Source organism: Vibrio sp. F13, assembly GCF_020806305.2.
GTDB classification, from domain to species: domain Bacteria; phylum Pseudomonadota; class Gammaproteobacteria; order Enterobacterales; family Vibrionaceae; genus Vibrio; species Vibrio crassostreae_C.
Genome location: NZ_CP170175.1, coordinates 2,871,795 through 2,894,708 on the forward strand (window position 1 = coordinate 2,871,795; position 22,914 = coordinate 2,894,708).

The following is a 22,914-nucleotide window of genomic DNA, read 5'->3' on the forward strand; positions in this document are numbered from 1 at the left end:
TCGGGTGGTACAAGGACTATAAGATTTAATGGAAAGCCTTACGTTACAACCAATTCAAAAAGTGAACGGGGAAGTTAACCTACCTGGTTCAAAAAGCGTTTCCAACCGTGCACTTCTTTTGGCTGCACTTTCTACGGGAACCACTCGCCTAACAAACTTGCTAGACAGTGATGATATTCGTCATATGTTGAATGCATTAACTCAGTTAGGTGTTGATTATCAGTTGTCTGCAGACAAAACCGTTTGTGAAGTGACAGGTGTTGGTGGTGCATTTTCAAGTGACAAAGCCCTAGAGCTTTTCTTAGGTAATGCGGGTACGGCGATGCGTCCGTTGGCGGCTGCACTATGTTTAGGTCGCGGTGAATACGTTCTTACTGGTGAGCCTCGTATGAAAGAGCGCCCAATTGGCCACTTGGTAACAGCACTGCGAGAAGCCGGTGCCGATGTTGAATACTTAGAGAACGAAAACTACCCACCATTGAAGATCACAGGTACAGGTCTGAAGAGCGGTACAGTTTCTATCGACGGTTCTATCTCTAGTCAATTCTTGACGGCATTTTTGATGGCTGCGCCCTTAGCTGAAGGTGAAGTGACCATTAAAATTGACGGTGAATTGGTTTCTAAACCTTACATCGATATTACGCTGCACATCATGAAGCAATTTGGTGTGGACGTGATCAATAATGATTACCAAGAGTTTGTGATTCCTACCGGGCAATCTTACTCGGCACCGGGTGATTTCTTGGTTGAAGGTGATGCATCATCTGCGTCATATTTCCTTGCAGCCGCTGCTATCAAAGGTGGTGAGATTAAGGTCACTGGTATTGGTAAAAACAGTATCCAAGGTGATATCCAATTCGCTGATGCGCTTGAGAAAATGGGTGCGGAAATCGAATGGGGTGACGACTACGTTATCTCTCGTTGTGGCGAGCTGAAAGGCATTGATATGGACTATAACCATATCCCAGATGCTGCGATGACTATTGCGACAACCGCATTGTTTGCAAAAGGCACAACGGCAATCCGTAATGTCTACAACTGGCGTGTGAAAGAGACAGACCGCTTGGCTGCAATGGCAACAGAGCTACGTAAAGTCGGCGCTGAAGTGGAAGAGGGTGAAGATTACATCATTGTTAACCCTGTGGCTGAACTGACTCACGCGGCGATTGATACTTACGATGATCACCGTATGGCGATGTGTTTCTCGCTGGTTGCCTTGAGCGATACGCCTGTGACGATTAATGATCCAGGTTGTACGTCAAAGACATTCCCTGATTACTTCGACAAGCTGAAAATGCTAAGTCTATAAAAATGCTTAGTATGTAAAGGTTTAGGAACAAAAAAGCTTGCCTAAGTGGCAAGCTTTTTAATTATTGCTGAATTGTAAATTCTTTCGAAAGGTGGTGCGCTAAGTATTTAAACATGTTAAATACCGCGGTTGTATTCTCGGTCGGCATTCCATTGCTGTCTAAGAAGTATTCACCTTTGAAGACGAGTACATCGTCTTTTTCTACTACGCTGTTTGCGCGCATGCCTTCAATGTAGTCATCATGTGATTGGATAATTTGGTTTGCGATAAGCAGTAAATCAAATTCTGCTATTACTTTCTTTGTCATGAGTTTATCTCTGATAACTGAATATAACGTTGAGTTTATGGTGTCGAACTAGAAATTCAATGATTTCACAACCGATTAAGAGAGTCTTTTCAAACATCCACAATTTATTTTGTGATTTACGGCAAAAATAATTGAATGGGGCTCGCGTTAGATTCGCGGACAAGCTTAGTATGAGCCCGTTTAGACGTAATGCCTGATGAATAGGCTCTTGCAAGTATTCTTAGTGAGTACTTTATAGCTTCTTTATATTGTGACCCTTTTATCTATGAGTCGTCGAATTGTCGAGCGATCAGATCCAATTTTGAAAAAAGCGGTTGATCTTCTAGTAATCTCGCACAATAGTAAAAAAAGAAGCAATGAATTTAGAATATCATGCGTAAAAGCCCACAAGCTAAATTGTTGGTGCTGAAGCATCGTGATTAAGGACGTTAGAGTCAATATGGGTAAATCGCTCGTTATAGTGGAGTCGCCAGCCAAGGCTAAAACTATCAATAAATATCTTGGCAAAGACTTTGTCGTTAAGTCGAGTGTAGGTCACGTACGTGATTTACCAACGGCGGGTCAAAGTACTGGTCAAAAGGCTGCTGCAGTTTCAACCAAGGGTATGAGCCCAGAAGATAAAGCTCGTATCAAGAAAGAAAAAGATCGCAAAGCTCTTATCAAAAAGATGGGTATCAACCCATATAAAGAGTGGGAAGCGAATTATCAAATTCTACCGGGTAAAGAAAAAGTTGTTGCTGAATTGCAAAAACTGGCTGAAAACGCAGACCATGTTTATCTCGCAACCGATTTGGACCGCGAAGGAGAAGCTATCGCATGGCACCTTCGTGAGATCATCGGCGGCGATGAAACGCGATACAAGCGAGTGGTTTTTAACGAAATCACTAAGAATGCTATTCAACAAGCCTTCGAAACTCCGGGTGAGCTAAACATTGACGGCGTAAACGCACAACAAGCACGACGTTTTATGGACCGTGTTGTTGGCTTTATGGTGTCACCTTTGCTTTGGAAAAAAGTAGCACGAGGCCTATCCGCTGGCCGTGTTCAATCAGTCGCTGTAAAACTACTGGTTGAGCGCGAGCGCGAGATCAACGCTTTTATCCCTGAAGAGTTTTGGGATGTGCATGCTGATACCAAAACAGCAGAGAAAACAGATTTCAGACTGCAAGTCGCTCAGAAAGACGGCGTTGCGTTTAAACCTGATAATGAAGCGCAAACACAAGCTGCAGTTAGCGTTTTAGAAAAAGCGCAATACGAAGTCTGTAAACGTGAAGACCGCCCAACTAAGAGTAAGCCGTCTGCACCTTACATCACGTCGACACTGCAACAAGCGGCGAGTACCCGTCTTGGTTATGGCGTAAAGAAAACCATGATGCTGGCTCAACGCCTGTATGAAGCGGGTTACATCACTTATATGCGTACTGACTCAACCAACTTGAGTTCAGAAGCTGTAGAAGCCGCTCGTGAATACATTGGTTCTGAGTACGGCGCGCAATACCTTCCACCTAAAGCACTTGTATACGGCAGCAAAGAGGGCGCTCAAGAGGCCCACGAAGCGATTCGTCCTTCAAGTGTAGATGTTAAGTCGGAAGACCTAAACGGCGTAGATGCAGACGCACACAAGCTTTATTCGCTAATTTGGAATCAATTCGTTGCGTGTCAAATGACACCAGCTCAATACGATTCAACGACAGTAAGCGTTAAAGCCGATGAGTACACGTTAAAAGCGAAAGGTCGTATCCTTAAATTTGATGGTTGGACTCGTGTTCAGCGTCCAATGGGTAAGAACGAAGATACGATCCTTCCAGCAGTTCAGATCGGCGATAAGCTTGACCTGATCGCGCTAGACCCTAAACAGCACTTCACTAAGCCACCGGCTCGTTTCACTGAAGCGGCGCTAGTTAAAGAGCTTGAGAAGCGTGGTATTGGTCGTCCTTCAACATACGCATCTATCATCTCGACGATTCAAGATCGTGGTTATGTAAAAGTTGAACAGCGTCGTTTCTATGCTGAGAAGATGGGTGAAATTGTTACTGACCGTCTAGACGGCAGCTTCAACGACCTAATGAACTACGACTTCACTGCTCGTATGGAGCAGAAGTTGGACCAAATCGCAGAAGGCGAAGCAAGCTGGAAAGGCGTGCTAGATAACTTCTTCGAAGACTTTACTGGCGATTTGGAAAAAGCAGATTTAGACGAAGACGCTGGTGGCATGAAGCCAAATCATATCGTGGAAACCGATATTGAGTGTCCGACTTGTAGTCGTAAAATGGGTATTCGTACTGCTTCGACAGGCGTATTCCTTGGTTGTTCTGGCTATGCACTTCCACCAAAAGAGCGTTGTAAGACAACAATCAACCTTGGTGATGAAGAAGGCATTATCAACGTGCTTGAAGAAGACGTTGAAACAGCAGCACTTCGAGCTAAAAAGCGTTGTCCTATTTGTGAAACGGCAATGGATGCTTATCTAATCGATGATAAGCGTAAGATGCACGTATGTGGTAACAACCCGAACTGTGAAGGTTATGTGGTTGAGCACGGCGAATTTAAAGTGAAAGGCTATGATGGTCCACTTGTTGAGTGTGACAAGTGTGGTTCTGACATGGTTCTGAAGAACGGTCGTTTTGGTAAATACATGGATTGTACCAATGACGATTGTAAGAACACTCGTAAGATTCTAAAAAATGGCGAAGTTGCGCCACCGAAAGAAGACCCGGTACATTTCCCTGAACTTCCATGTGAAAATTCAGACGCGTACTTTGTTCTTCGTGATGGTGCTTCTGGTCTATTTATGGCTGCGAGCAACTTCCCTAAATCACGTGAAACACGTGCACCATTAGTGGAAGAGTTGGTTCGTTTTAAAGACCGTATCTCACCTAAGTTCCAATACCTAGCATCAGCGCCAGTTGCTGACCCTGATGGTAAGCCGACAGTGGTTCGTTTTAGTCGTAAGACTAAAGAAAACTACGTTCGTACTGAAGTAGATGGAAAACCGTCCGGTTGGACTGCGTTGTACATCGACGGTAAGTGGGAAGTTACGGATAAGCGTAAAAAGCCTAAAGAGAAGTAACTGAACGTTATTGATGAAAAAGCAGCCTAATGGCTGCTTTTTTTTTGATCTCAATATGACTAATTATGCAACTTGTTGACCTGGTGTTTCGTCGGTGGGGATTTATTAAATTCACACCGCGAAATTAATGGCGGCAATTAATCATATCTTCTTATGCAACTTTAACGAAAATGTAACTTAATTAAAATATTGTAACTCACAGATCAGCGTTTAGTTGTATACCTGATGTGTGTCGGGTGTTAATGTAATGTTTCGTCTGGACGGTGTAGTGTGAGCTGCTTTAAGTCTTAGGAAAGCAATCAGCTTACGTACCACAGAATGGCGTATTAAAAATTGAATTCGGCCGAAAAGTCGATAACGTATATAAAACCAAGTGCAAAGAATAGTGCACACATAACAACGTTTGGCTTAGGATATTGTCACTGTATGTGAATGGATATTCGCTAAATACCGAAATAAGTGTTGGTGCTCATCCCCCAGAGGAAGATACCTCTACGAGTACTAACATCGACAAGCTATAGATATATGGAGAATAAAATGGCTGGTGTATTGGGAATGATTCTTGCTGGTGGTGAAGGCTCTCGCTTAAGACCTTTAACTGAATCTCGCAGCAAACCCTCGGTTCCTTTCGGTGGTAGTTACCGCTTAATTGATTTCGCTTTGAACAACTTCGTTAATGCTGATCTAATGAAGATCTACGTATTAACACAATTTAAGTCACAGTCACTGTTCCACCATATGAAAAAAGGCTGGAATATCAGTGGTATAACAGACCGTTTTATCGACCCAATTCCTGCGCAAATGCGTAAAGGAAAGCGTTGGTATGAAGGCACAGCAGATGCTATCTACCAAAACATGGGCTTTATGGAGTTGGAAGAACCTGATCAAGTATGTATTTTTGGTTCAGACCATATTTATAAGATGGACATCAAACAGATGCTTGATTTCCATAAAGAGAAGAAAGCGGCTCTAACAGTATCAGCATTGCGCATGCCGCTTGCTGAAGCATCAGAATTCGGTGTTATTGAGGTTGATGCTGACGGCCGTATGATTGGCTTTGAAGAGAAACCTGCAAATCCGAAGTCGATCCCGGGCGATCCAGAATCAGCGCTCGTTTCAATGGGCAACTACGTGTTCGAAGCGAAAGAGCTTTTTGCTGAACTAACGGAAGATGCTGATAGAGAAGGTTCGACACACGATTTCGGCAAAGATATTATTCCAAACATGTTCCCACGTGGTGACGTGTTTGTTTATGATTTCAGCACCAACCGTATTACTGGTGAGAAAGAAGAAGTTTACTGGCGCGATGTAGGTACGATTGACGCGTACTGGCAAGCGCACATGGACCTTCTTAAGAAAGATGCGCCATTCTCGCTATACAACCGTAAATGGCCTCTACACACTTATTACCCGCCACTACCACCAGCTACGTTTACTGATTCGGCAAATGGTCGAATTCAGATCATTGATAGCCTTGTGTGTAGCGGTAGTTATGTACGTGGTTCGCGTATTGAAAAGAGTGTATTGGGCTTCCGCAGCAATATCGCATCAGCGTGTGATATCAGCGAAAGTATCTTACTCGGTGATGTAAAAGTGGGTGAGGGTTGTATCTTGCGCCGCGTTATCATTGATAAAGATGCAGACATCGCACCGGGTACACAGATTGGTGTGAATCTGACAGAAGACAAAAAGCATTACCACGTATCTGACGATGGTGTTGTAGTGATTTCTAAAGGAGCACGAGTTGGTTACTAAGACTCTCTCGGTACTTTTTGTAGCGTCTGAAGTTGAAGGCTTGATTAAAAGTGGTGGCTTGGCTGATGTAGCCAAGGCACTGCCGAAAGCGTTGCAAACACTCGAACAGGACGTTCGAGTGACTATCCCCGCATATAGAAACATTCCAAACATTGATTCAGCAGAAGTTATTTTATCGACTGAACTCGATCATTGGCCTCATACGGCTTATCAAGTTAAAAAACTGAGCGTAGAAGGCGTTCCAGTTTTTGGTATTGAATGTGCCAAGTATTTCGACCGCCCGGAAATGTACGCAGAAAACAATCAAGCTTATGCTGATAACGGAGAGCGCTTCTCGTTCTTTAGTGCAGCCTGTCTTGATATGCTTCCTAAGCTTGGTTTTCAACCGGATATCATTCATGCAAATGACTGGCATACTGGTTTCGTTCCTTTCTTGCTTAAATCGCGTTATCAACAACACGATTTCTTTGAAAATACGCGCAGTGTTATCTCGATCCACAATGCGGTTTTCAAAGGTGTGTTCGCATACGATGAACTTCAATTCCTGCCAGAGATGCACCGTTACCATGCGCCTGAAGCTTCAGTGAGTGACACTCATGTCACTATGCTAAGAGCTGGAGTGATGTGTGCGGATAAAGTGAACGCAGTAAGTCCTACCTATGCAGAAGAGTTGAAAACGGAATTAGGTAGCCACGGTATGGCTGCAGAATTCCAACACAGATCTGCTGATCTGTTCGGCATTTTGAATGGGTGTGATTATGGGGCTTGGAATCCGGAAACTGATGCTTTCCTTCCTCGTAAATACAAAGCGACCAAGCACAGCATGGCTCGCGGAAAATCAGCTTGTAAGCAAAAACTGCAACAAGATGTAGGTTTACCCGTTGCCGATTGCGCGGTTTATGGCATGGTTTGTCGCTTGACGAATCAAAAAGGTGTTCATTACTTACTGCCTATCATCGAACAGTTTTTGAAAAATGATCTTCAGATCGTGATTGTCGGTACTGGCGATCCGGTTTTGGCGAGTCAATTGAAAGAGCTATCAGCGCTTCACTCAGATAAGTTCTCGTTCGTAGAAGCGTACAATAATGAACTTGCGCACTTGGTTGAAGCAGGCTCTGATTTCTTCTTGATGCCTTCGGAATTTGAACCGTGTGGCTTAAACCAAATCTACAGCATGGCTTACGGTACTTTGCCGATTGTTCGTTCTGTGGGAGGTTTAAAAGACAGCGTGAATGATTACGATGAAGATCCTGAAGTCGCGACTGGGTTTGCTTTTGAAGAGCCAACACCGCAAGCGTTATTGGCTGTGTTACATCGTTCATTACTGCTTTACGCACAAAACCCATCTGAAATTAAGCGTGTTCAGCTTTATGCGATGCAGCAAGATTTTAGTTGGGAAGATGCGGCTAAAGAATACCTAGCTATGTATCATTCAGCATTTTAACTTGTTGACTTAGCTTTAAAGTTAGCTGGCGAGCAACTGCCGCTCGTACTAAATGAAGGCGCTCTAATTGTAGAGTGCCTTTTGGTTTCCTGGTCAGAGCACATCACGTTTACGAAGACAAAGCTTGCAAACTCATTTTAGTCAGGTAGAAAAGGTGAGGTAGGTATTCACATGACTAATGATAGGTTTGACACTATTATCACTTAAAGTTCTTAATAGCGTGGTATCCTTAGTCATCGCCTCGTGATGAGGCATAGCTCCATTCCAATAATTAAAGCGATAGGTATGTCTGAGAGTTTACTATTTCATAAAACATTTACTCACCCTACGAGCGATGAGTGGGTTGTATTTGTGCATGGCGCAGGAGGCAGTTCCTCCATCTGGTTCAAGCAGATCAAAGCGTATAAACAGCATTTCAACTTACTTCTCATTGATCTGAGAGGGCACGGTAAATCAGACAATATACTTAAAGGGCTGATTTCGAATCGTTATACGTTCAAATCGGTGACGCTTGATATTCTTAAAGTGTTAGACCATCTTAAGATCCGTTCTGCACATTTCGTTGGCATGTCTTTGGGCACGATTATTGTGCGTAACGTTGCCGAACTGGCGGCTGGCCGTGTACGTTCAATGGTACTGGGTGGCGCTGTCACCAAGCTAAACACTCGCTCTCAAGTGTTAATCAAGTTGGGTAACCTCAGCAAGCACATCATTCCTTACATGTGGTTATACAGCCTTTTTGCTTATGTTGTGATGCCACAAAAAAGCCAAAAAGAGTCTCGTCACCTTTTTATCCGCGAAGCCAAAAAACTGTGCCAGAAAGAATTTAAACGCTGGTTTATCTTAACAGCTGATGTAAACCCCTTGATGAAATATTTTAAAGATAGAGAGCTACCAATACCGACTCTTTATTTGATGGGTGAACGTGACTACATGTTTATTAAGCCTGTAAAAGAAATGGTTGCAGCGCATGAATCGAGCGAGCTAGTAGAAATCCCGAATTGTGGACACGTGTGTAACGTGGAAAACCCTGAAGAGTTTAATCAGCGTTCGATTGCGTTTATTCAAAAACAAATTCAGTGATTTTCTAGGCGTGAAATCAAAGATGATGAGTTAATCGAATTGAAATAAAAACGGGAAGCTAACTTTAGCTTCCCGTTTTTAATTGGAGGAGGTATCTGACCGAATCGTTCTATCAGGTCACTGAAACCCTGCTATTCAGGTGAGGCAGCACCGCACTGCCAGCAAGAGCCGAATTGCGCTTCGTTGACTTCATGACACTCACCACAACGCCACTCTTCATAGATGATCGAATCTTGCTGCTTTTGGTAGTCATTGACGAGCATGCGAGCTTTACTGGCCAATTCTGGCTCATATAACCATACGTAAGGGTCAGTTTCTTCAGTGAATGGGATTTCCCCCTTTAATCCGAACAACCCCTCACCACGGACTTCACAGGCAATATTCTCGCTTTCTAACAATCCACAGATGATATGAGCTTCTGTCGGATTCGATGCACTGAAGATTTTCATTGAAATAGAACCTTATTCGGCTATCTGTGTTGTTTAGATATTATAAACTATTCTGCTATATACATTATTCAGCTACGGGTGCTGAGCGAAACTTACCCATCAACCATTTAGCCACTATTGGGAATATCCCCAATAATGCAAATGACAATAGTACTGAAGGGGAGACGATGCCCGAAAGTGAATCAATTTCTGCGAGCTGAGTACCAGCATTCAAGAAAACCGCCGTCCCCGGTAACATCCCGATTTGACTCGTAATGTAGTAACGACTCACTGACATCGGTGTTAGACCCATCAATAGGTTGATAAGGAAAAATGGGAATACAGGAATCAGACGCAGAGAAAACAGGTAAAATGCGCCGTCTTTTTCAACCCCCTTGTTAATCGTCGCCAATTTGTCACCAAACTTGGTTTGAATCCAGTCACGCAACAGGTAACGGCTACTTAAGAAAGCTAAGGTCGCACCGATCGCACTTGCGAAAGATACCAGTAGCAAGCTGTTCCAGAAGCCAAATAGCGCGGCCCCTAATAAGGTTACAACAGCGGCACCAGGAATGGAGAAAGCCGTAATCATGACATACGCGACAAAATAGATAGCGGCAGCCGCAATAAAGTTGCTGTCAATGTAGTCATTTAACACAGCTTGTTGGGCCTTAGCATTTTCAAGCGTTAAGTACTGGCCGAAATTGATGCCTAACAAGACGATGGTTACGACCAACACAATACCCAATATCATTTTCTTACTCATTGATACTTCCTCTAAATTTTCAATGCATACCGATAGTATAGATAGACAGGCAAAGCATAGATTAACTTTCACCAGATATAAAAAAAGCCGCAGTAAATGCGGCTTAGTTATGTATATAGATTGCACTGACAATGTTAATTGACGCGATTGATAAGCTCTTCGCGACGCTGCTGCGGTATAACAGACCAATGTGTACCATTAATCGCGCCTTCTAGCGCCCAAAGTAGTTCAATACTGACAGAAGACGCATGCGATTCTTTGATGGCGTTAAATGCGTTTACAGAGCCAGATTCATATAAACGTTCTACAGAATCGATCCCTGCCTTTTTCAACATACGCTCGGTAGCGAGTCGAAGATTAGGCAGATCTTTGAGTCGGGTCGGCTTAGCAGAAGACTGCTCAGCTTTTTCTTCTTTAGCAAAACCTAGAGACGTGGTTGCAAGCTGCAAGATTTTCTCTTGGTCTTGCCAGAGGCCTTCAGGTAAAGCGAAATATTTAGTAACGACAGGGAAACCACGTTTTTTGTAGACGTACGGTTGAAACCCTTGTTGTTCGAATTGTTTAGTTGTGCCTTTGTCTGCGCGTATGTGCAACTGGTCATTTACAACCAGAGCAAACATAGTGTCATCAGCAAAAAGACCGAAGCCACCAAACATTGAGCGTGATTTTATTTTTCCTAGGGACTCAAATAACTTCATCGAGTCCTTTAGTATCGGTTTATCCATGTTATTTATCTCGGTGTATTTGAACTACGCCACCAAATAAGCAGGTCCGAGAGATTAGCAAAATGTTGCAATTAAATTGTCAATAAGCCGTAAATTACTAAATTATTAGTAGTTACTGCATTTTGCCATCGGTAACCCCGCTACCATACCAACGAGTGGTTTAGGCCGGAAGCTTTGCGTCTCACTCTTTCGAGTGGTTTGCCCTGTGCGTGACTGATTGAATAGAATAAAGTTTTTGTTGAATGAAGCTCACACTTGATATTTCAAAATGTGATACTGCTTCAATTAATGATCTTTCATTTATGCATAAGGGTTCATTATAGTTGCTGATAAAAAAAGCGCACCTAAAGGTGCGCTTGATGAAATTAAACTCGAATTATCAATTAATTTAACGTCTTAACTGTACTTCGTTCAACAATTTCAGGGTGCATTTCGAAGACGCGTTTTTCGTGGTCTTTGTCTTTGATGCGCTCCAATAGAATTTCGAATGCATTCTTACCAACACGACGTTTTGGTTGGTGAACTGTCGTTAACGGCGGAGAGAAGTATTCAGCGAGTTCGATGTTGTCGTAACCGATCACTGAGATATCTTCAGGAATGCGGATGCCTTTTTCTTGCAGTCGGCTCATTAAGCCGAGTGCCATTGTGTCGTTAAAGCAGAATACCGCCGTTGGACGATCTTCCATCTCAACGATTTGTTCTGCAGCAAGAACAGCCGTATCACACTCGAAGTTGCCTTCGATGATCATATTGTCATCTGCAGAAATTTTAGCTTCGTTAAGTGCGCGCTTGTAACCGGCAATACGTTCAACACATGCTGCTTTGTCTAAGTGGCCACTTAAACATGCAATCTTAGAGTGACCGCGTTCAATAAGGTATTTGGTCGCTAGGTAGCCACCTTCTTCAGAGTTATCGATGATCTTATCAGCTTGAGAACTCTCTGGGCCCCAGTCCATAATAACTTTAGGGATGTCAGCGTGACGGTCTAACATCTCTCTTAGTTCTTCAGTTAGGTCAGAACACATAACTAAGATGCCATCTACACGTTTCTCTGCAAGCATTCGAATGTAGTCACGTTGCTTCTCATAGATACCGCCCGTATTACACAGGATCAAAGTGTAACCTTGACGGTAGCAGTAGCTCTCAACACCATCGATAACTTCAGAGAAGAATAGATTAGTTGATTGAGTCACTAGCATGCCGATGGTGCGTGTTGTATTACACTTCAAGCTACGAGCAACAGCACTTGGTGCATAGTTCAGTTCATCTACGGCTTTGTTTACTTTTTCTTGCGTTGCTTCTGCAACAAAGCGAGTTTTATTGATTACGTGAGAAACGGTTGTTGTTGATACGCCGGCTAAGCGAGCGACATCTTTTATAGTGGCCATGGTTTTATCCTATTAGAAGCTACTTTCCCAAAGTACGGAATAAAGTAGCCGTTAAGCTACCTAACTAAGAGCTTAAATTTGTAGGGCTCTTTGGGTACTAAAAGTGCTAAAAAACAAAAAACCGCTATTGAGCGGCTTGTCTTAACACCAAAATGCTCAAAACTATAATAAGCATAGCATTTCGTGAATGTTTCATATTTTATCGTTTGCGGTCACAATTTTAGACTGACTAGAAATTACTCGCAATAAAATTCACCCGGAAATCCGGGTGAATTGTCACATTCTTCTGAATTTATTTAACGAGTCATCCAATAAGCTATTCACCAGCTAAATATTGAGTGTCTAATTGACAGAATGCGAGTAGCAACGATGAGACGGAGGCGTAGAAACCGAATTCATCAACGTCATGACATTTCACGTTGAACTTTGGTAACCAAGTCAGCAGTTGTTGTTCGATAAACTGCTGTTGAGCGGCAAATGAATTCTCTAGTTCTTCTTCAATATTCGTTTCGTTTGAACGAATGATCAAGTTACCAAGGAAATCGAGTTCGATAGCAATGTGGTCTGCTGGCTCTTTTAGATCTTGGTTCACAACTAAGTTGTGCTTAGCCATGATCTCTTCCATATCTTTTGCTGGCTTATCATTCAAAAGGCCAGTTTCGCCGATATACATTGAAGCGTAAGGAAGAGCGCCGTGCTTATCTGTCTTTAAGAAAAGATCGCAAAAGTCTGCAGACAGTTCTAGCTGAGCATCTTCACGAGTTTGTAGGCGGTTCAGCGCATCCACTAACTTATCAATCGCTGGCTTTAGTGTCTCATTTTCGCCTAAACCAGTTAGGAAAGAACGAATTTCAACAGAGTGGTAGTGATCGAGTTCTTCTTGAGTGAGCTCTTTGGCAAATAAGCTTGATAGCCACCAGTATATTTCTGCTCTTTGCTCGTTGAACGCTTTCGTATCTTTCATTTGTTAGATCCTGACTTAGTCTTGTGATGTTGCTTATATGCATCTTGAAGTCACTTGGGCATAAGCACACCAAGGCTGAATAACAAGGTTATTTGCGAAACGCAAAGTTACTCGTTAGTAGTAATGCCTATATTGAATTGCGATGGACGATAAATAGCAAGGTTTAAGATTGTCTTGTATCAAAAAAAATCCATGTTTCTGGCTTTTATCTTCTGTACCACTAGAATTGTTACTAGTTATGAATAGAATAGTCACTGAAACTATTAAATAAGAAAAGTGGTGTAGATGAGCTATCACGTATTAGTCGTAGAAGATGATGTGGTAACCCGCAGTAAACTGGTTGGATACTTCCAGAACGAGGGTTACACAGTGAGCGAAGCAGAAAGCGGCGCTCAAATGAGAAACGTGTTAGAAGAAAACAACGTTGACCTCATTATGCTGGACATCAACTTACCAGGCGAAGATGGATTGATGCTAACTCGCGAATTACGCAGTCAATCAGACATTGGAATTATTTTAGTTACTGGACGCACGGATAGCATCGACAAGATCGTAGGCCTTGAAATGGGCGCTGACGATTACGTTACTAAACCCTTCGAACTTCGCGAGTTATTAGTTCGAGTTAAAAACCTACTTTGGCGTATCTCTGCTGCTCGTAAAACAGCAGCGGGCGCTGTAGAAGAAACATCAGATGAGTCTGTGGTTCGTTTTGGTGAGTGGACATTTGATATCCCTCGTCGTGCGTTAAGCAAAAACGGCGAACCGGTGAAATTGACCAAAGCAGAATACGAACTGCTAGTGGCATTGTCTTCTTACCCTAACCAAGTATTAAGCCGCGAACGTATTTTGAATATGATTAGCCACCGAGTGGACGCGCCTAATGACCGTACTATCGACGTATTGATTCGTCGTATGCGTGCAAAAATGGAGTTTGATCCTAAGAACCCACAAATTTTTGTGACGGTTCACGGTGAAGGTTACATGTTCGCTGGTGATTGATTTCCTTCGGAAGTGATTAATCAACAACGACATTTAAACGTAAAAAGCCGAGACACCATTGATGTCTCGGCTTTTTTATTGCTTAGCTTTCATTGTTAACGAACAGAGAACCTAAAAATACTTGCCGACTCAGTCTGCTCAGTATGAGTTTAAAGATTCAATTGGCTTCCTGAGGCTGAGCCGCAGAAACTTCACCGTCATCTTCAACTAAGCTGGAAGCTTCTGGAATCACCGGCTCTTCAACAATGTCATTGCTTGTATCAAGCCAATCACGTAAATCTTGCCAAACTAATCCCATGGTTTCGTGCCAGTAACGCTCAGTCTGCTCAAGGTAGAGAGCTTTTGGCATGTACTTATTCCAAGGCTCAACAACGCCTTCTTGTGCAAGGTAGTTGGTTGGTGCAGGCAGTGGTTTCATACCAGCTGCATGGAATTCATTGAGTGCACGAGTCATATGGCTCGCTGAAGTCACCAGAACCATTTTTTTATTCTTAACGAACGCAGCGGCTTGGCGAGCTTCTTCCCAGGTGTCTTTTGCGGTTTCAAGCAGAATGATGTCGGGCTTTGCTACGCCAAGTGCTAATGCAACTTTAGCCATCATTCTTGCGTTACTGACTTCAGTGCCTGCGCCATAGCCAGACAAAATGAGTTTTGCACCAGGGTAAAGGCGTAGAATACGAATCCCTTCACTTAAACGCATCAGGCCGGTGCGGCTAAGTTCTGATGTCGGTGGAATTTGGTCGTCTACGACGTGACCACTTCCGAGAACCATTACGTAATCGACGGTTTCATCGACAGGTAAAAAAGCGGTGTGTTGCCTTTCCATTGGCATTAAAAGTTGACTAGAAACTGGTTGGAAAGCGATTAGGAAAATACCACATAGGGCTGAAAGGGTGATTAAGCAACCCGTCTTCCTTTTGGTAGTAAACATCACTAGGGCTAAACCCAGAAAAGCGAGAATTAACATTGCTGGCAGTGGCATCAATAGCGAAGACACTACTTTTTTCAGCTCAAACATATCCGAATAGTCCGAAAAAACATCACTTAGTAGTAAAAAGAGACATCGCCTCTTTATTCCTGAAATTCCTGTGACAGAATAGCAGGCACGATAGGACATAATAACTCAAGTAGCCGTGACAGAAGACCGTAATTTCGACGATATTGCCCACAAATTTGCAAAAAACATTTACGGCTCTGACAAAGGAGAGATCCGTCAGATCATCGTATGGGAAGATTTAGAACAAGCTTTGAGCAAGTTTGAGCAATCAGCTTCGCCGCTGCATGTGCTTGATGCTGGAGGCGGACTTGCGCAGATGTCGCAAAAAATTGCCGCGCTTGGGCATAACGTTTCTCTTTGTGACCTCTCTTCTGAAATGTTGAAGCTCGCAGAAGAAAGTATCAGCGGAGCGGGTTTGCTAGAGCAATATCGATTTATTCATTCACCACTACAAAAAGTCGCAGAACATCTCGATGAGAAAGTCGATTTTGTGATGTTTCATGCCGTAATGGAATGGTTAGCCGATCCTAAAGAGGCACTTGATTTATTGCTTGAACAAGTTAAACCGGGTGGCGTCGCCTCGATAATGTTTTACAACCACCACGGATTAGTCCTGAAAAATGTGATTTGTGGCAACATTCCTCATGTATTGAATGGGATGCCACATCGAAAACGGTTTAAGCTGCAACCACAAAAAGGCTTGAAGCCGGAAGAGGTTTATCAATGGATAGAAGACGCTGGTCTAGAAATCTGTGGTAAATCAGGCATTCGCTCTTTCAGTGACTACATAGGTAATATGGAGTACATGGGCGATTACCAATTTGAAGATGTATTGGAACTGGAAAAACAGCTATGTCGCCAAGAGCCATATCTGTCACTAGGCCGTTATATTCACGTTTGGGCTCAAAAACCTGCGCAATAACAGCGGTGAATGTGGTAAAAGAAGCCACAACATGCGCTATGCAATCGTAAGAAGCCCGCGTCATAAAGAAATAGGCGTCATATCTAATACATTCGATATGACGAAGAACAGTAACAGGAACCACAATGAGTGAAATGACTCAAACTGCCGAAGAGCAGCCAATTGATGAGTTGGTGGGCTGGGTCAAGCAGCATGATTTTTCATTAAACTTGCCACCAGAGCGCTTAGCATTTTTGATTGCTATCGCAGTACTAAGCAATGAAAGGTTCGATGAAGAGTTGGGCGAGGGTGAACTGCACGATGCATTTACCATCGTCACTCGACTGTTTGAAGATACTGGCGAAGCGTCCGCGTTTCGTGCCAACAATGCCATCAACGAGTTAGTTAAACAGAAGTTGATTAGCCGCTTTACCAGCGAAATCACCGATGGTGCGAGTATTTATCGCTTATCACCATTGGCGATTGGTATTTCAGATTATTACTTACGCCACCGTCAGTTCTCTAAGTTAAAACTGTCTATCCAGCTTTCTATGGTTGCGGACGAGATGGCAAAAGCCATTGAAGCAGCACAAAAAGGCGGAACTCCAGGACATTGGAGAAAGAATGTTTACGGCGTGCTCAAGTATTCTGTTGGTGAAATTTTCGATCAGATTGATCTTAACCAACGTGTTATGGATGAGCAGCAGCAAACCGTTAAACAGCAAATTGCCGACCTTTTAAACAAGGATTGGCGAGAGGCGATTAACAACTGTGAAACCTTGCTTTCAGAAACCTCGTCCACACTAAAAGAATTGCAAGACACCTTGCAAGCGGCGGGGGATGAACTGCAAACACAGATCCTCGATATTCAAGAAATTGTTTACGGTGACGATGAACTCGAGTTCGTTGGCGAAACCCTGTTCGGCTTGCAGATGAAGCTAGACCGAATCACCAGTTGGGGCCAACAAGCCATCGATTTATGGATCGGCTACGACCGCCATGTTCACAAGTTCATCCGTACCGCGATTGATATGGATAAAAACCGCGCCTTTAGCCAGCGCTTGCGTCAGTCAGTCACTGACTACTTTGATGCGCCTTGGTTATTGACCTACGCCGATGCTGAGAAGCTGACGGATCTTCGTGATGAAGCGCTCGTGCTTCGTGATGACGAAGTGATGGGACAAGCACCAATCGACGTAGAGTACGAAGAATTTGAGCAAGTAAATGACCTGCTTTCAGATCGAATTGCAGAGATGTTAAAAGCTCACAAACAGCAAGGCGCGCCAATTGATCTTGGCCTTGTGTTACGCGATTACCTCGCTGCACACCCTCGCACACACCATTTTGATTTAGCCAGAATTGTTGTCGACCAAGCCGTGCGCTTAGGTTACTCAGAGTCTGACTATCAGGCTATTCAGCCAGATTGGCAGGCAATTAACGATTTCGGTGCAAAGGTACAAGCAAATGTCATTAACAAGTACTGATGATTACATGCCAGAGAAACTGGTAAAAGCGATAGCGAACCCACTGTTCCCTGCGCTAGATAGCATGCTGCGTTCAGGTAAGCATGTTTCAACAGAAGACCTAGATAACCACGCGTTGCTGTCTGATTTTGAAGTTGAGCTTCAGCATTTCTATCAACGCTACAATACGGAACTGGTAAAAGCGCCGGAAGGTTTCTATTACCTGCGTCCGCGTTCTACGTCTCTGATTGGTCGTAGTGTGTTGTCTGAGCTCGACATGTTGGTTGGCAAGGTGTTGTGTTTCTTATACCTAAGCCCAGAACGTCTGGCTCATGAAGGTATCTTCACCAATCAAGAACTGTTTGATGAATTGATGTCGTTAGCGGATGAGAAAAAACTCATGAAGCTAGCAACCAACCGTGCATCTGGTTCTGACTTAGATAAAGAAAAGCTGTTCGAAAAAGTACGTACTTCTCTGCGTCGTTTACGCCGTATCGGCATGCTGATTGCGATTGGTGAAACGGGCAAGTTCCGTATCAGCGAAGCGGTATTCCGCTTTGGCGCTGACGTTCGTGTTGGTGACGATATGAAAGAAGCGCAATTACGTCTTATCCGTGATGGTGAAGCTGTGGTGCATACCCAAGAGCCTAACCAAGGTAGCTTGTTGAATGAAGAACAAGCGGAAGCTGTATCAGAAGTAGTTGCAGACGTAAACGAAAACGGTCAACAAGACATTTTTAACGATCAAGCTGACTTTGACCTTGAGTCAAACGATGGCGAACAAACAAAAGTAGAAGGTGAAGCATGATTGAAAGAGGTAAGTATCAATCATTAACCATGGTCAACTGGAACGGCTTCTTTGCGCGTACTTTTGATATTGATGGATTGGTTACAACGCTTTCTGGCGGTAACGGTGCGGGTAAGTCGACCACAATGGCGGCATTCATCACAGCACTGATCCCTGACCAAAGCCTTCTGCATTTCCGTAACACAACGGAAGCGGGTAGCTCGCAGTCATCTCGTGATAAAGGCCTTTACGGTAAGCTTCAGCCAGGCGCATGTTATGCCGCGCTAGATGTTGTGAACTCTCGTAATCAACGTCTATTGTTTGCAGTAAAACTGCAGCAAGTTGCGGGTCGTGATAAGAAAGTCGACATCAAACCGTTCGTTATTCAAGGCCTTCCAAGCCATGTGAAACCAACGGATGTGTTGATTCAGAACGTTTCAGACAGCCACGCTCGCGTATGTCAGTTGAACGACGTGAAAGCGGCGGTTGCACAATACGAAGGCGCGCATTTTAAAGCCTTCTCTTCGATTGTTGATTACCACTCACAGATGTTTGAATACGGTGTGGTACCGAAGAAACTGCGTAACAGCAGCGACCGTTCTAAGTTCTACCGCTTAATTGAAGCATCACTTTACGGTGGTATCTCAAGTGCAATTACGCGCTCTCTGCGTGATTACCTTCTACCGCAAAACGGTGGTGTGAAGAAAGCATTCCAAGACATGGAATCAGCACTACGTGAAAACCGCATGACGCTAGAAGCGATCAAGACGACTCAGTCGGATCGTGACCTGTTCAAGCACTTGATCACTGAATCTACGAACTACGTGGCTGCAGATTACATGCGCCATGCAAACGATCGTCGTAACAAGTTAGATCAAACCATGAAGTTCCGTGGTGAACTGTTCGGTTCTCGTGAAACCTTGCTTGATCAAAACAATTTGTTGAATCGCGTTCAAGAAGAACTAGAACTACTTGTCGATCAAGAATCGGCACTAGAGCAAGATTACCAAGCGGCATCGGATCATCTTCAGTTGGTTCAAACTGCACTTCGTCAGCAAGAGAAAATTGCCCGCTACAGCGAAGATCTAGAAGAGCTTAACGAGCGTCTAGAAGAGCAAATGATGGTGGTTGAAGAAGCTCAAGAGCGAGTACTTCTCGCCGAAGAGCAGGCAACCATCACTGAAGAAGAAGTGGATAGCCTGAAAACTCAGCTTGCTGACTACCAACAAGCGTTGGATGTTCAGCAAACGCGTGCACTTCAATACCAGCAAGCGGTTCAAGCATTAGAGAAAACTAAGCAGTTGCTTGGTGATGAATCTATTACGGCAGAAAGCGCACTAACTCTGGTTTCAGAGCTAAAAGCACAAGAAGAATCAAGCACTCAAACGCTGCTGTCTACTAAACATAAACTAGACATGTCTTCTGCTGCTTCTGCGCAGTTCGACAAAGCGCTCGCTCTTGTTAAAAGTATTGTGGGTGACGTTGAGCGTAAAGAAGCGTCTCAAAGCGCTAAGCAAGCTTTAGAAAAAGGCCGTAACGCAAAACACGTTGTTGAAAATGAACAGCAGTGGCGTGCTCAGCACCGCGATATGGCTCGTGATGTGGCTCAGCAGCGTCAAGCAAAAGAGCTTGCGACTGAATACCAAAAGCAACACAACATCTCACTGACTGACGAAGCGGTTTTCGATGAAGAACGTGAACGTCATGCTATGCAGATCGAGTCTCTTGAGTACGCTCAAGAAGAGCTGCGTGAAGCGAAGAGTGAGCAACGTCGTGTACAACAAAACCACGATCAAGAGATTCAAAAACTTGAGTCTATTGCTCCAGCATGGATCACGGCAAACGATGCGCTTGAAGCATTAAGAGATCAAACCGACGCTGAGCTAGAAGATAGCCAAGCGGTGATGACTCAAATGCAACAAGTGCTTGAAGATGAGAAATCTCAAGCGGTAGCAAAAGATCAGTTGGCTACGCGCCGAGCTGAACTTGAGCACGAAATTGAGCGTTTAGCGTCTCCAGGTGGTTCTAACGATCCTCGCCTCAAAGGCCTAGCGGATACGCTTGGTGGCGTGCTGCTTTCTGAGATCTACGATGATATCACTATTGGTGATGCGCCGTACTTCAGTGCGATGTACGGCCCGGCTCGTCACGCAATTGTGGTTTCTGATCTTGATGGTATTAAAGAGAAGCTGGTGGATCTTGATGATTGTCCAGAAGACCTTTACATCCTAGAAGGCGATGTCGACGCGTTTGATGACAGTTCATTCAATGCCGATGAGCTTGAAGGCGCAGTGTGTGTTCAGCTGAACGATCGCCAAATGCGTTACTCTCGTTTCCCTGAGATCCCACTGTTTGGCCGTGCGGCTCGTGAACAACGTCTAGAGAAATTGCGCGAAGAGCGTGACGTTGTGGTTGAAAACCACGCGAAGGCAGCGTTTGACTCTCAAAAACTGAATCGCCTATACCAAGCATTCAACAGCTTTGTTGCGAAGCACCTGCACGTTGCGTTTAACGCAGACCCAGAGCAAGCACTTGCTGCGATTCGTGATAAGCGTAATCAAATTGTTCGTTCTCTGGCTGAGCTTAACTCTAAAGAGCAGCAGCAACGCAGTCAGCTTCTACAAAGCAAGCAGGCACTTGGTGCGCTAGATAAATTAGCACCAATGGTTCGTATTTTAGAAGACGAAACATTGGCTGAGCGTTTAGCTGAATTAGAAGCGCAACTAGAGCGTTTAAGTGAAGCGAAATCTTACTTGAATACGCACGGCAAGGCGCTTACTTCTCTAGAACAGTTCGTATCTGCACTAGACGCTGACCCAGAGCAATTCGAAGCTTTGGAAGCAGAGTACCGTCAAGCAGACAACGCGCTACAAACGCTAAAAGGCAAAGTGTTCGCACTGTCTGATCTGATTGAGCGTCGTCATTACTTTGCTTACGCGGATTCTGTTGATTTGCTTAATAAGAGCAGTGAACTGAGCGAGCAACTGAAAGCGAAGTTGGTTCAAGCTGAACAAGCAAGAACCAAAGGCCGCGATGGCTTGAAGCAAGCTCGCGAACAGATGAACCAATACAACCAAGTATTGGCGGCACTGAAGAGCTCACATCAAGCGAAGCAAGAAACGGTTCAAGAGTTCAAACAAGAGCTACAAGAGTTCGGCGTAAACGCTGACGAAGGCGCTGAAGAGCGTGCTGTACGTCGTCGTGACGAGCTTCAAGAGCGTCTGCACACATCTCGCAGCCGTAAGAGTGAATACGAGCGTACGATTACGTCAACTGAACTTGAGATGAAAGCACTGGCTAAGCGTCTTAAGAAAGTTCAAAAAGAGTACACCGAGCTTCGTACTTTCGTTGTTGCAGCGAAAGCGGGTTGGTGTTCAGTACTTCGTTTAGCGCGTGAGAATGATGTTGAACGTCGTCTGCATAAACGTGAACTGGCTTATCTAACGGCAGGCGAGCTTCGCTCTATGTCGGATAAATCACTGGGTGCGCTACGTCTGGCGGTAGCCGACAATGACGACCTGCGTGATTCGCTGCGTTTATCTGAAGACAACGCGCATCCAGAGCGTAAAGTTCTGTTCTACATTGCGGTTTACCAACACCTTCGTGAGCGTATTCGCCAAGATATTATTCACACGGATGATCCGGTTGAAGCAATCGAAGAGATGGAAGTGGAGCTAGCTCGACTAACAGAAGAGTTGACGCAGCGTGAAAATCGCCTGGCAATCAGCTCTGAGTCCGTAGCAAGCATCATCAAGAAAACGATTCAGCGCGAGCAGAACCGTATTCGAATGCTGAACCAAGGTTTGTCTAACATTTACTTTGGTCAGGTTAAAGGCGTACGTCTGAACGTTAAGATCCGTGAAAGCCACGAGATCTTGCTATCAGGGCTAGCAACTCAACAAGAGCAACACAAAGACTTGTTTGAATCAACGCGCTTTACCTTCTCAGAAGCGATGGCGAAGTTGTTCCAACGAGTGAACCCGCATATCGATATGGGTCAACGTTCTCCACAGGTTCTTGGTGAAGAGCTACTGGATTACCGTAACTACCTAGAGCTGAGTGTTGAAGTTAACCGTGGTTCAGATGGTTGGTTACAAGCTGAATCGGGCGCATTGTCTACGGGTGAGGCGATCGGTACGGGTCAGTCAATCCTATTGATGGTTATTCAGAGCTGGGAAGAGGAATCTCGTCGACTTCGCAGTAAAGACATCGTTCCATGTCGTTTGTTGTTCCTTGATGAAGCAGCACGTTTGGATTCTAAGTCGATCTCTACGCTGTTTGAACTGTGTGACCGTTTGGGTATGCAACTTCTGATTGCAGCACCTGAAAACATTAGCCCAGAGAAAGGTACAACCTACAAACTGGTTCGTAAGGTCTTCAAAGACCACGAACACGTACATGTTGTTGGCCTGCGCGGTTTTGCTCAAAACAAACCAGCATCTCCGGTGCAAGAGCTTATCGAAGAAACTGAGCAATAACTTTGATAGCCGAATTATAATCTTGATAGCCGAGCAATAACCTTGATAGC

General features: G+C 44.2%; 17 protein-coding genes and 1 riboswitch. Of the genes, 10 read left to right on the forward strand and 7 right to left on the reverse strand.

Annotated features, from left to right (window positions below):
* Nucleotides 1-28: 28 nt before the first annotated feature.
* Nucleotides 29-1,309, forward strand: coding sequence for a 3-phosphoshikimate 1-carboxyvinyltransferase (gene aroA / locus LMH68_RS13290; RefSeq protein WP_017062105.1), 1,281 nt, complete (start codon nucleotides 29-31; stop codon nucleotides 1,307-1,309).
* A gap of 61 nt (nucleotides 1,310-1,370) precedes the next feature.
* Here aroA and LMH68_RS13295 read toward each other — a convergent pair whose 3' ends face one another.
* Nucleotides 1,371-1,616, reverse strand: a complete 246-nt coding sequence (locus LMH68_RS13295) for a YciN family protein (protein WP_017062104.1) — start codon at nucleotides 1,614-1,616, stop codon at nucleotides 1,371-1,373.
* A gap of 439 nt (nucleotides 1,617-2,055) precedes the next feature.
* On the opposite strand from LMH68_RS13295, the gene topA reads away from it, so the two are divergent.
* The 4 genes from topA to LMH68_RS13315 all read left to right on the forward strand — a co-directional run bounded on the left by topA (nucleotide 2,056) and on the right by LMH68_RS13315 (nucleotide 8,968).
* The gene (gene topA / locus LMH68_RS13300; protein WP_229647100.1) at nucleotides 2,056-4,686 is read left to right on the forward strand and encodes a type I DNA topoisomerase; all 2,631 of its coding nucleotides are present in this window, start codon (nucleotides 2,056-2,058) and stop codon (nucleotides 4,684-4,686) included.
* A gap of 525 nt (nucleotides 4,687-5,211) precedes the next feature.
* Complete coding sequence (glgC, locus tag LMH68_RS13305) at nucleotides 5,212-6,441, forward strand: glucose-1-phosphate adenylyltransferase (RefSeq protein ID WP_080582251.1); 1,230 nt, start codon at nucleotides 5,212-5,214, stop codon at nucleotides 6,439-6,441.
* On the forward strand, nucleotides 6,431-7,885 hold the full coding sequence (glgA, locus tag LMH68_RS13310) for a glycogen synthase GlgA (RefSeq protein WP_229647099.1): 1,455 nt from the start codon (nucleotides 6,431-6,433) through the stop codon (nucleotides 7,883-7,885). Before glgC ends, glgA begins: the two co-directional genes overlap by 11 nt.
* A 285-nt stretch (nucleotides 7,886-8,170) precedes the next feature.
* Entirely contained in the window at nucleotides 8,171-8,968 is a 798-nt protein-coding gene (locus LMH68_RS13315) for an alpha/beta fold hydrolase (RefSeq protein ID WP_017062100.1), read from the forward strand.
* A gap of 131 nt (nucleotides 8,969-9,099) precedes the next feature.
* Here the strand turns inward: LMH68_RS13315 and LMH68_RS13320 are convergent, their stop codons facing one another.
* From LMH68_RS13320 to torD, 5 genes are all read right to left on the reverse strand, one after another.
* Nucleotides 9,100-9,417 carry a DUF2007 domain-containing protein gene (locus tag LMH68_RS13320; protein ID WP_017062099.1) on the reverse strand — a complete coding sequence of 106 codons (318 nt, stop codon included), beginning with the start codon at nucleotides 9,415-9,417 and terminating at the stop codon, nucleotides 9,100-9,102.
* Nucleotides 9,418-9,481: 64 nt separating this feature from the next.
* The gene (locus LMH68_RS13325) at nucleotides 9,482-10,162 is read right to left on the reverse strand and encodes a TVP38/TMEM64 family protein (protein ID WP_017072239.1); all 681 of its coding nucleotides are present in this window, start codon (nucleotides 10,160-10,162) and stop codon (nucleotides 9,482-9,484) included.
* A 134-nt stretch (nucleotides 10,163-10,296) separates the two neighbouring features.
* Entirely contained in the window at nucleotides 10,297-10,887 is a 591-nt protein-coding gene (locus LMH68_RS13330) for a TfoX/Sxy family DNA transformation protein (RefSeq protein WP_019820997.1), read from the reverse strand.
* A 127-nt stretch (nucleotides 10,888-11,014) separates the two neighbouring features.
* Nucleotides 11,015-11,100: riboswitch (cyclic di-GMP riboswitch) on the reverse strand.
* Nucleotides 11,101-11,270: 170 nt separating this feature from the next.
* Nucleotides 11,271-12,275: an HTH-type transcriptional repressor PurR gene (gene purR / locus LMH68_RS13335; protein WP_017063507.1), complete on the reverse strand. Its 1,005-nt coding sequence runs from the start codon at nucleotides 12,273-12,275 to the stop codon at nucleotides 11,271-11,273.
* 316 nt (nucleotides 12,276-12,591) lie between these two features.
* The gene (torD, locus tag LMH68_RS13340; protein WP_017062095.1) at nucleotides 12,592-13,239 is read right to left on the reverse strand and encodes a molecular chaperone TorD; all 648 of its coding nucleotides are present in this window, start codon (nucleotides 13,237-13,239) and stop codon (nucleotides 12,592-12,594) included.
* A gap of 285 nt (nucleotides 13,240-13,524) precedes the next feature.
* Here torD and torR point away from each other — a divergent pair, with 285 nt between their 5' ends.
* Nucleotides 13,525-14,238 carry a two-component system response regulator TorR gene (gene torR / locus LMH68_RS13345; RefSeq protein WP_017067841.1) on the forward strand — a complete coding sequence of 238 codons (714 nt, stop codon included), beginning with the start codon at nucleotides 13,525-13,527 and terminating at the stop codon, nucleotides 14,236-14,238.
* Between the two features lie 157 nt (nucleotides 14,239-14,395).
* On the opposite strand, the gene elyC is transcribed toward torR, so the two are convergent.
* Complete coding sequence (gene elyC, locus LMH68_RS13350; protein WP_229647098.1) at nucleotides 14,396-15,256, reverse strand: envelope biogenesis factor ElyC; 861 nt, start codon at nucleotides 15,254-15,256, stop codon at nucleotides 14,396-14,398.
* Between the two features lie 115 nt (nucleotides 15,257-15,371).
* On the opposite strand from elyC, the gene cmoM reads away from it, so the two are divergent.
* The 4 genes from cmoM (at nucleotide 15,372) to mukB (ending at nucleotide 22,864) form a co-directional block, all read left to right on the forward strand.
* A complete protein-coding gene (cmoM, locus tag LMH68_RS13355) occupies nucleotides 15,372-16,157 on the forward strand; it encodes a tRNA uridine 5-oxyacetic acid(34) methyltransferase CmoM (protein WP_229647097.1) in 786 nt (261 codons plus the stop codon).
* A 125-nt stretch (nucleotides 16,158-16,282) separates the two neighbouring features.
* The gene (gene mukF / locus LMH68_RS13360; RefSeq protein ID WP_017055049.1) at nucleotides 16,283-17,620 is read left to right on the forward strand and encodes a chromosome partition protein MukF; all 1,338 of its coding nucleotides are present in this window, start codon (nucleotides 16,283-16,285) and stop codon (nucleotides 17,618-17,620) included.
* Nucleotides 17,601-18,407 carry a chromosome partition protein MukE gene (mukE, locus tag LMH68_RS13365; RefSeq protein WP_102427849.1) on the forward strand — a complete coding sequence of 269 codons (807 nt, stop codon included), beginning with the start codon at nucleotides 17,601-17,603 and terminating at the stop codon, nucleotides 18,405-18,407. The genes mukF and mukE overlap by 20 nt, the downstream gene beginning before the upstream one ends.
* Nucleotides 18,404-22,864 carry a chromosome partition protein MukB gene (gene mukB / locus LMH68_RS13370; RefSeq protein ID WP_229647096.1) on the forward strand — a complete coding sequence of 1,487 codons (4,461 nt, stop codon included), beginning with the start codon at nucleotides 18,404-18,406 and terminating at the stop codon, nucleotides 22,862-22,864. Before mukE ends, mukB begins: the two co-directional genes overlap by 4 nt.
* Nucleotides 22,865-22,914 lie beyond the last annotated feature (50 nt).

Coding starts and splice junctions, on each gene's coding strand:
- aroA (WP_017062105.1), top strand. CDS start 29: ATGGAAAGCCTTACGTTACAACCAATTCAAAAAGTGAACGGGGAAGTT.
- LMH68_RS13295 (WP_017062104.1), bottom strand. CDS start 1,616: ATGACAAAGAAAGTAATAGCAGAATTTGATTTACTGCTTATCGCAAAC.
- topA (WP_229647100.1), top strand. CDS start 2,056: ATGGGTAAATCGCTCGTTATAGTGGAGTCGCCAGCCAAGGCTAAAACT.
- glgC (WP_080582251.1), top strand. CDS start 5,212: ATGGAGAATAAAATGGCTGGTGTATTGGGAATGATTCTTGCTGGTGGT.
- LMH68_RS13315 (WP_017062100.1), top strand. CDS start 8,171: ATGTCTGAGAGTTTACTATTTCATAAAACATTTACTCACCCTACGAGC.
- LMH68_RS13320 (WP_017062099.1), bottom strand. CDS start 9,417: ATGAAAATCTTCAGTGCATCGAATCCGACAGAAGCTCATATCATCTGT.
- LMH68_RS13325 (WP_017072239.1), bottom strand. CDS start 10,162: ATGAGTAAGAAAATGATATTGGGTATTGTGTTGGTCGTAACCATCGTC.
- LMH68_RS13330 (WP_019820997.1), bottom strand. CDS start 10,887: ATGGATAAACCGATACTAAAGGACTCGATGAAGTTATTTGAGTCCCTA.
- purR (WP_017063507.1), bottom strand. CDS start 12,275: ATGGCCACTATAAAAGATGTCGCTCGCTTAGCCGGCGTATCAACAACA.
- torD (WP_017062095.1), bottom strand. CDS start 13,239: ATGAAAGATACGAAAGCGTTCAACGAGCAAAGAGCAGAAATATACTGG.
- torR (WP_017067841.1), top strand. CDS start 13,525: ATGAGCTATCACGTATTAGTCGTAGAAGATGATGTGGTAACCCGCAGT.
- elyC (WP_229647098.1), bottom strand. CDS start 15,256: ATGTTTGAGCTGAAAAAAGTAGTGTCTTCGCTATTGATGCCACTGCCA.
- mukF (WP_017055049.1), top strand. CDS start 16,283: ATGAGTGAAATGACTCAAACTGCCGAAGAGCAGCCAATTGATGAGTTG.
- mukE (WP_102427849.1), top strand. CDS start 17,601: ATGTCATTAACAAGTACTGATGATTACATGCCAGAGAAACTGGTAAAA.
- mukB (WP_229647096.1), top strand. CDS start 18,404: ATGATTGAAAGAGGTAAGTATCAATCATTAACCATGGTCAACTGGAAC.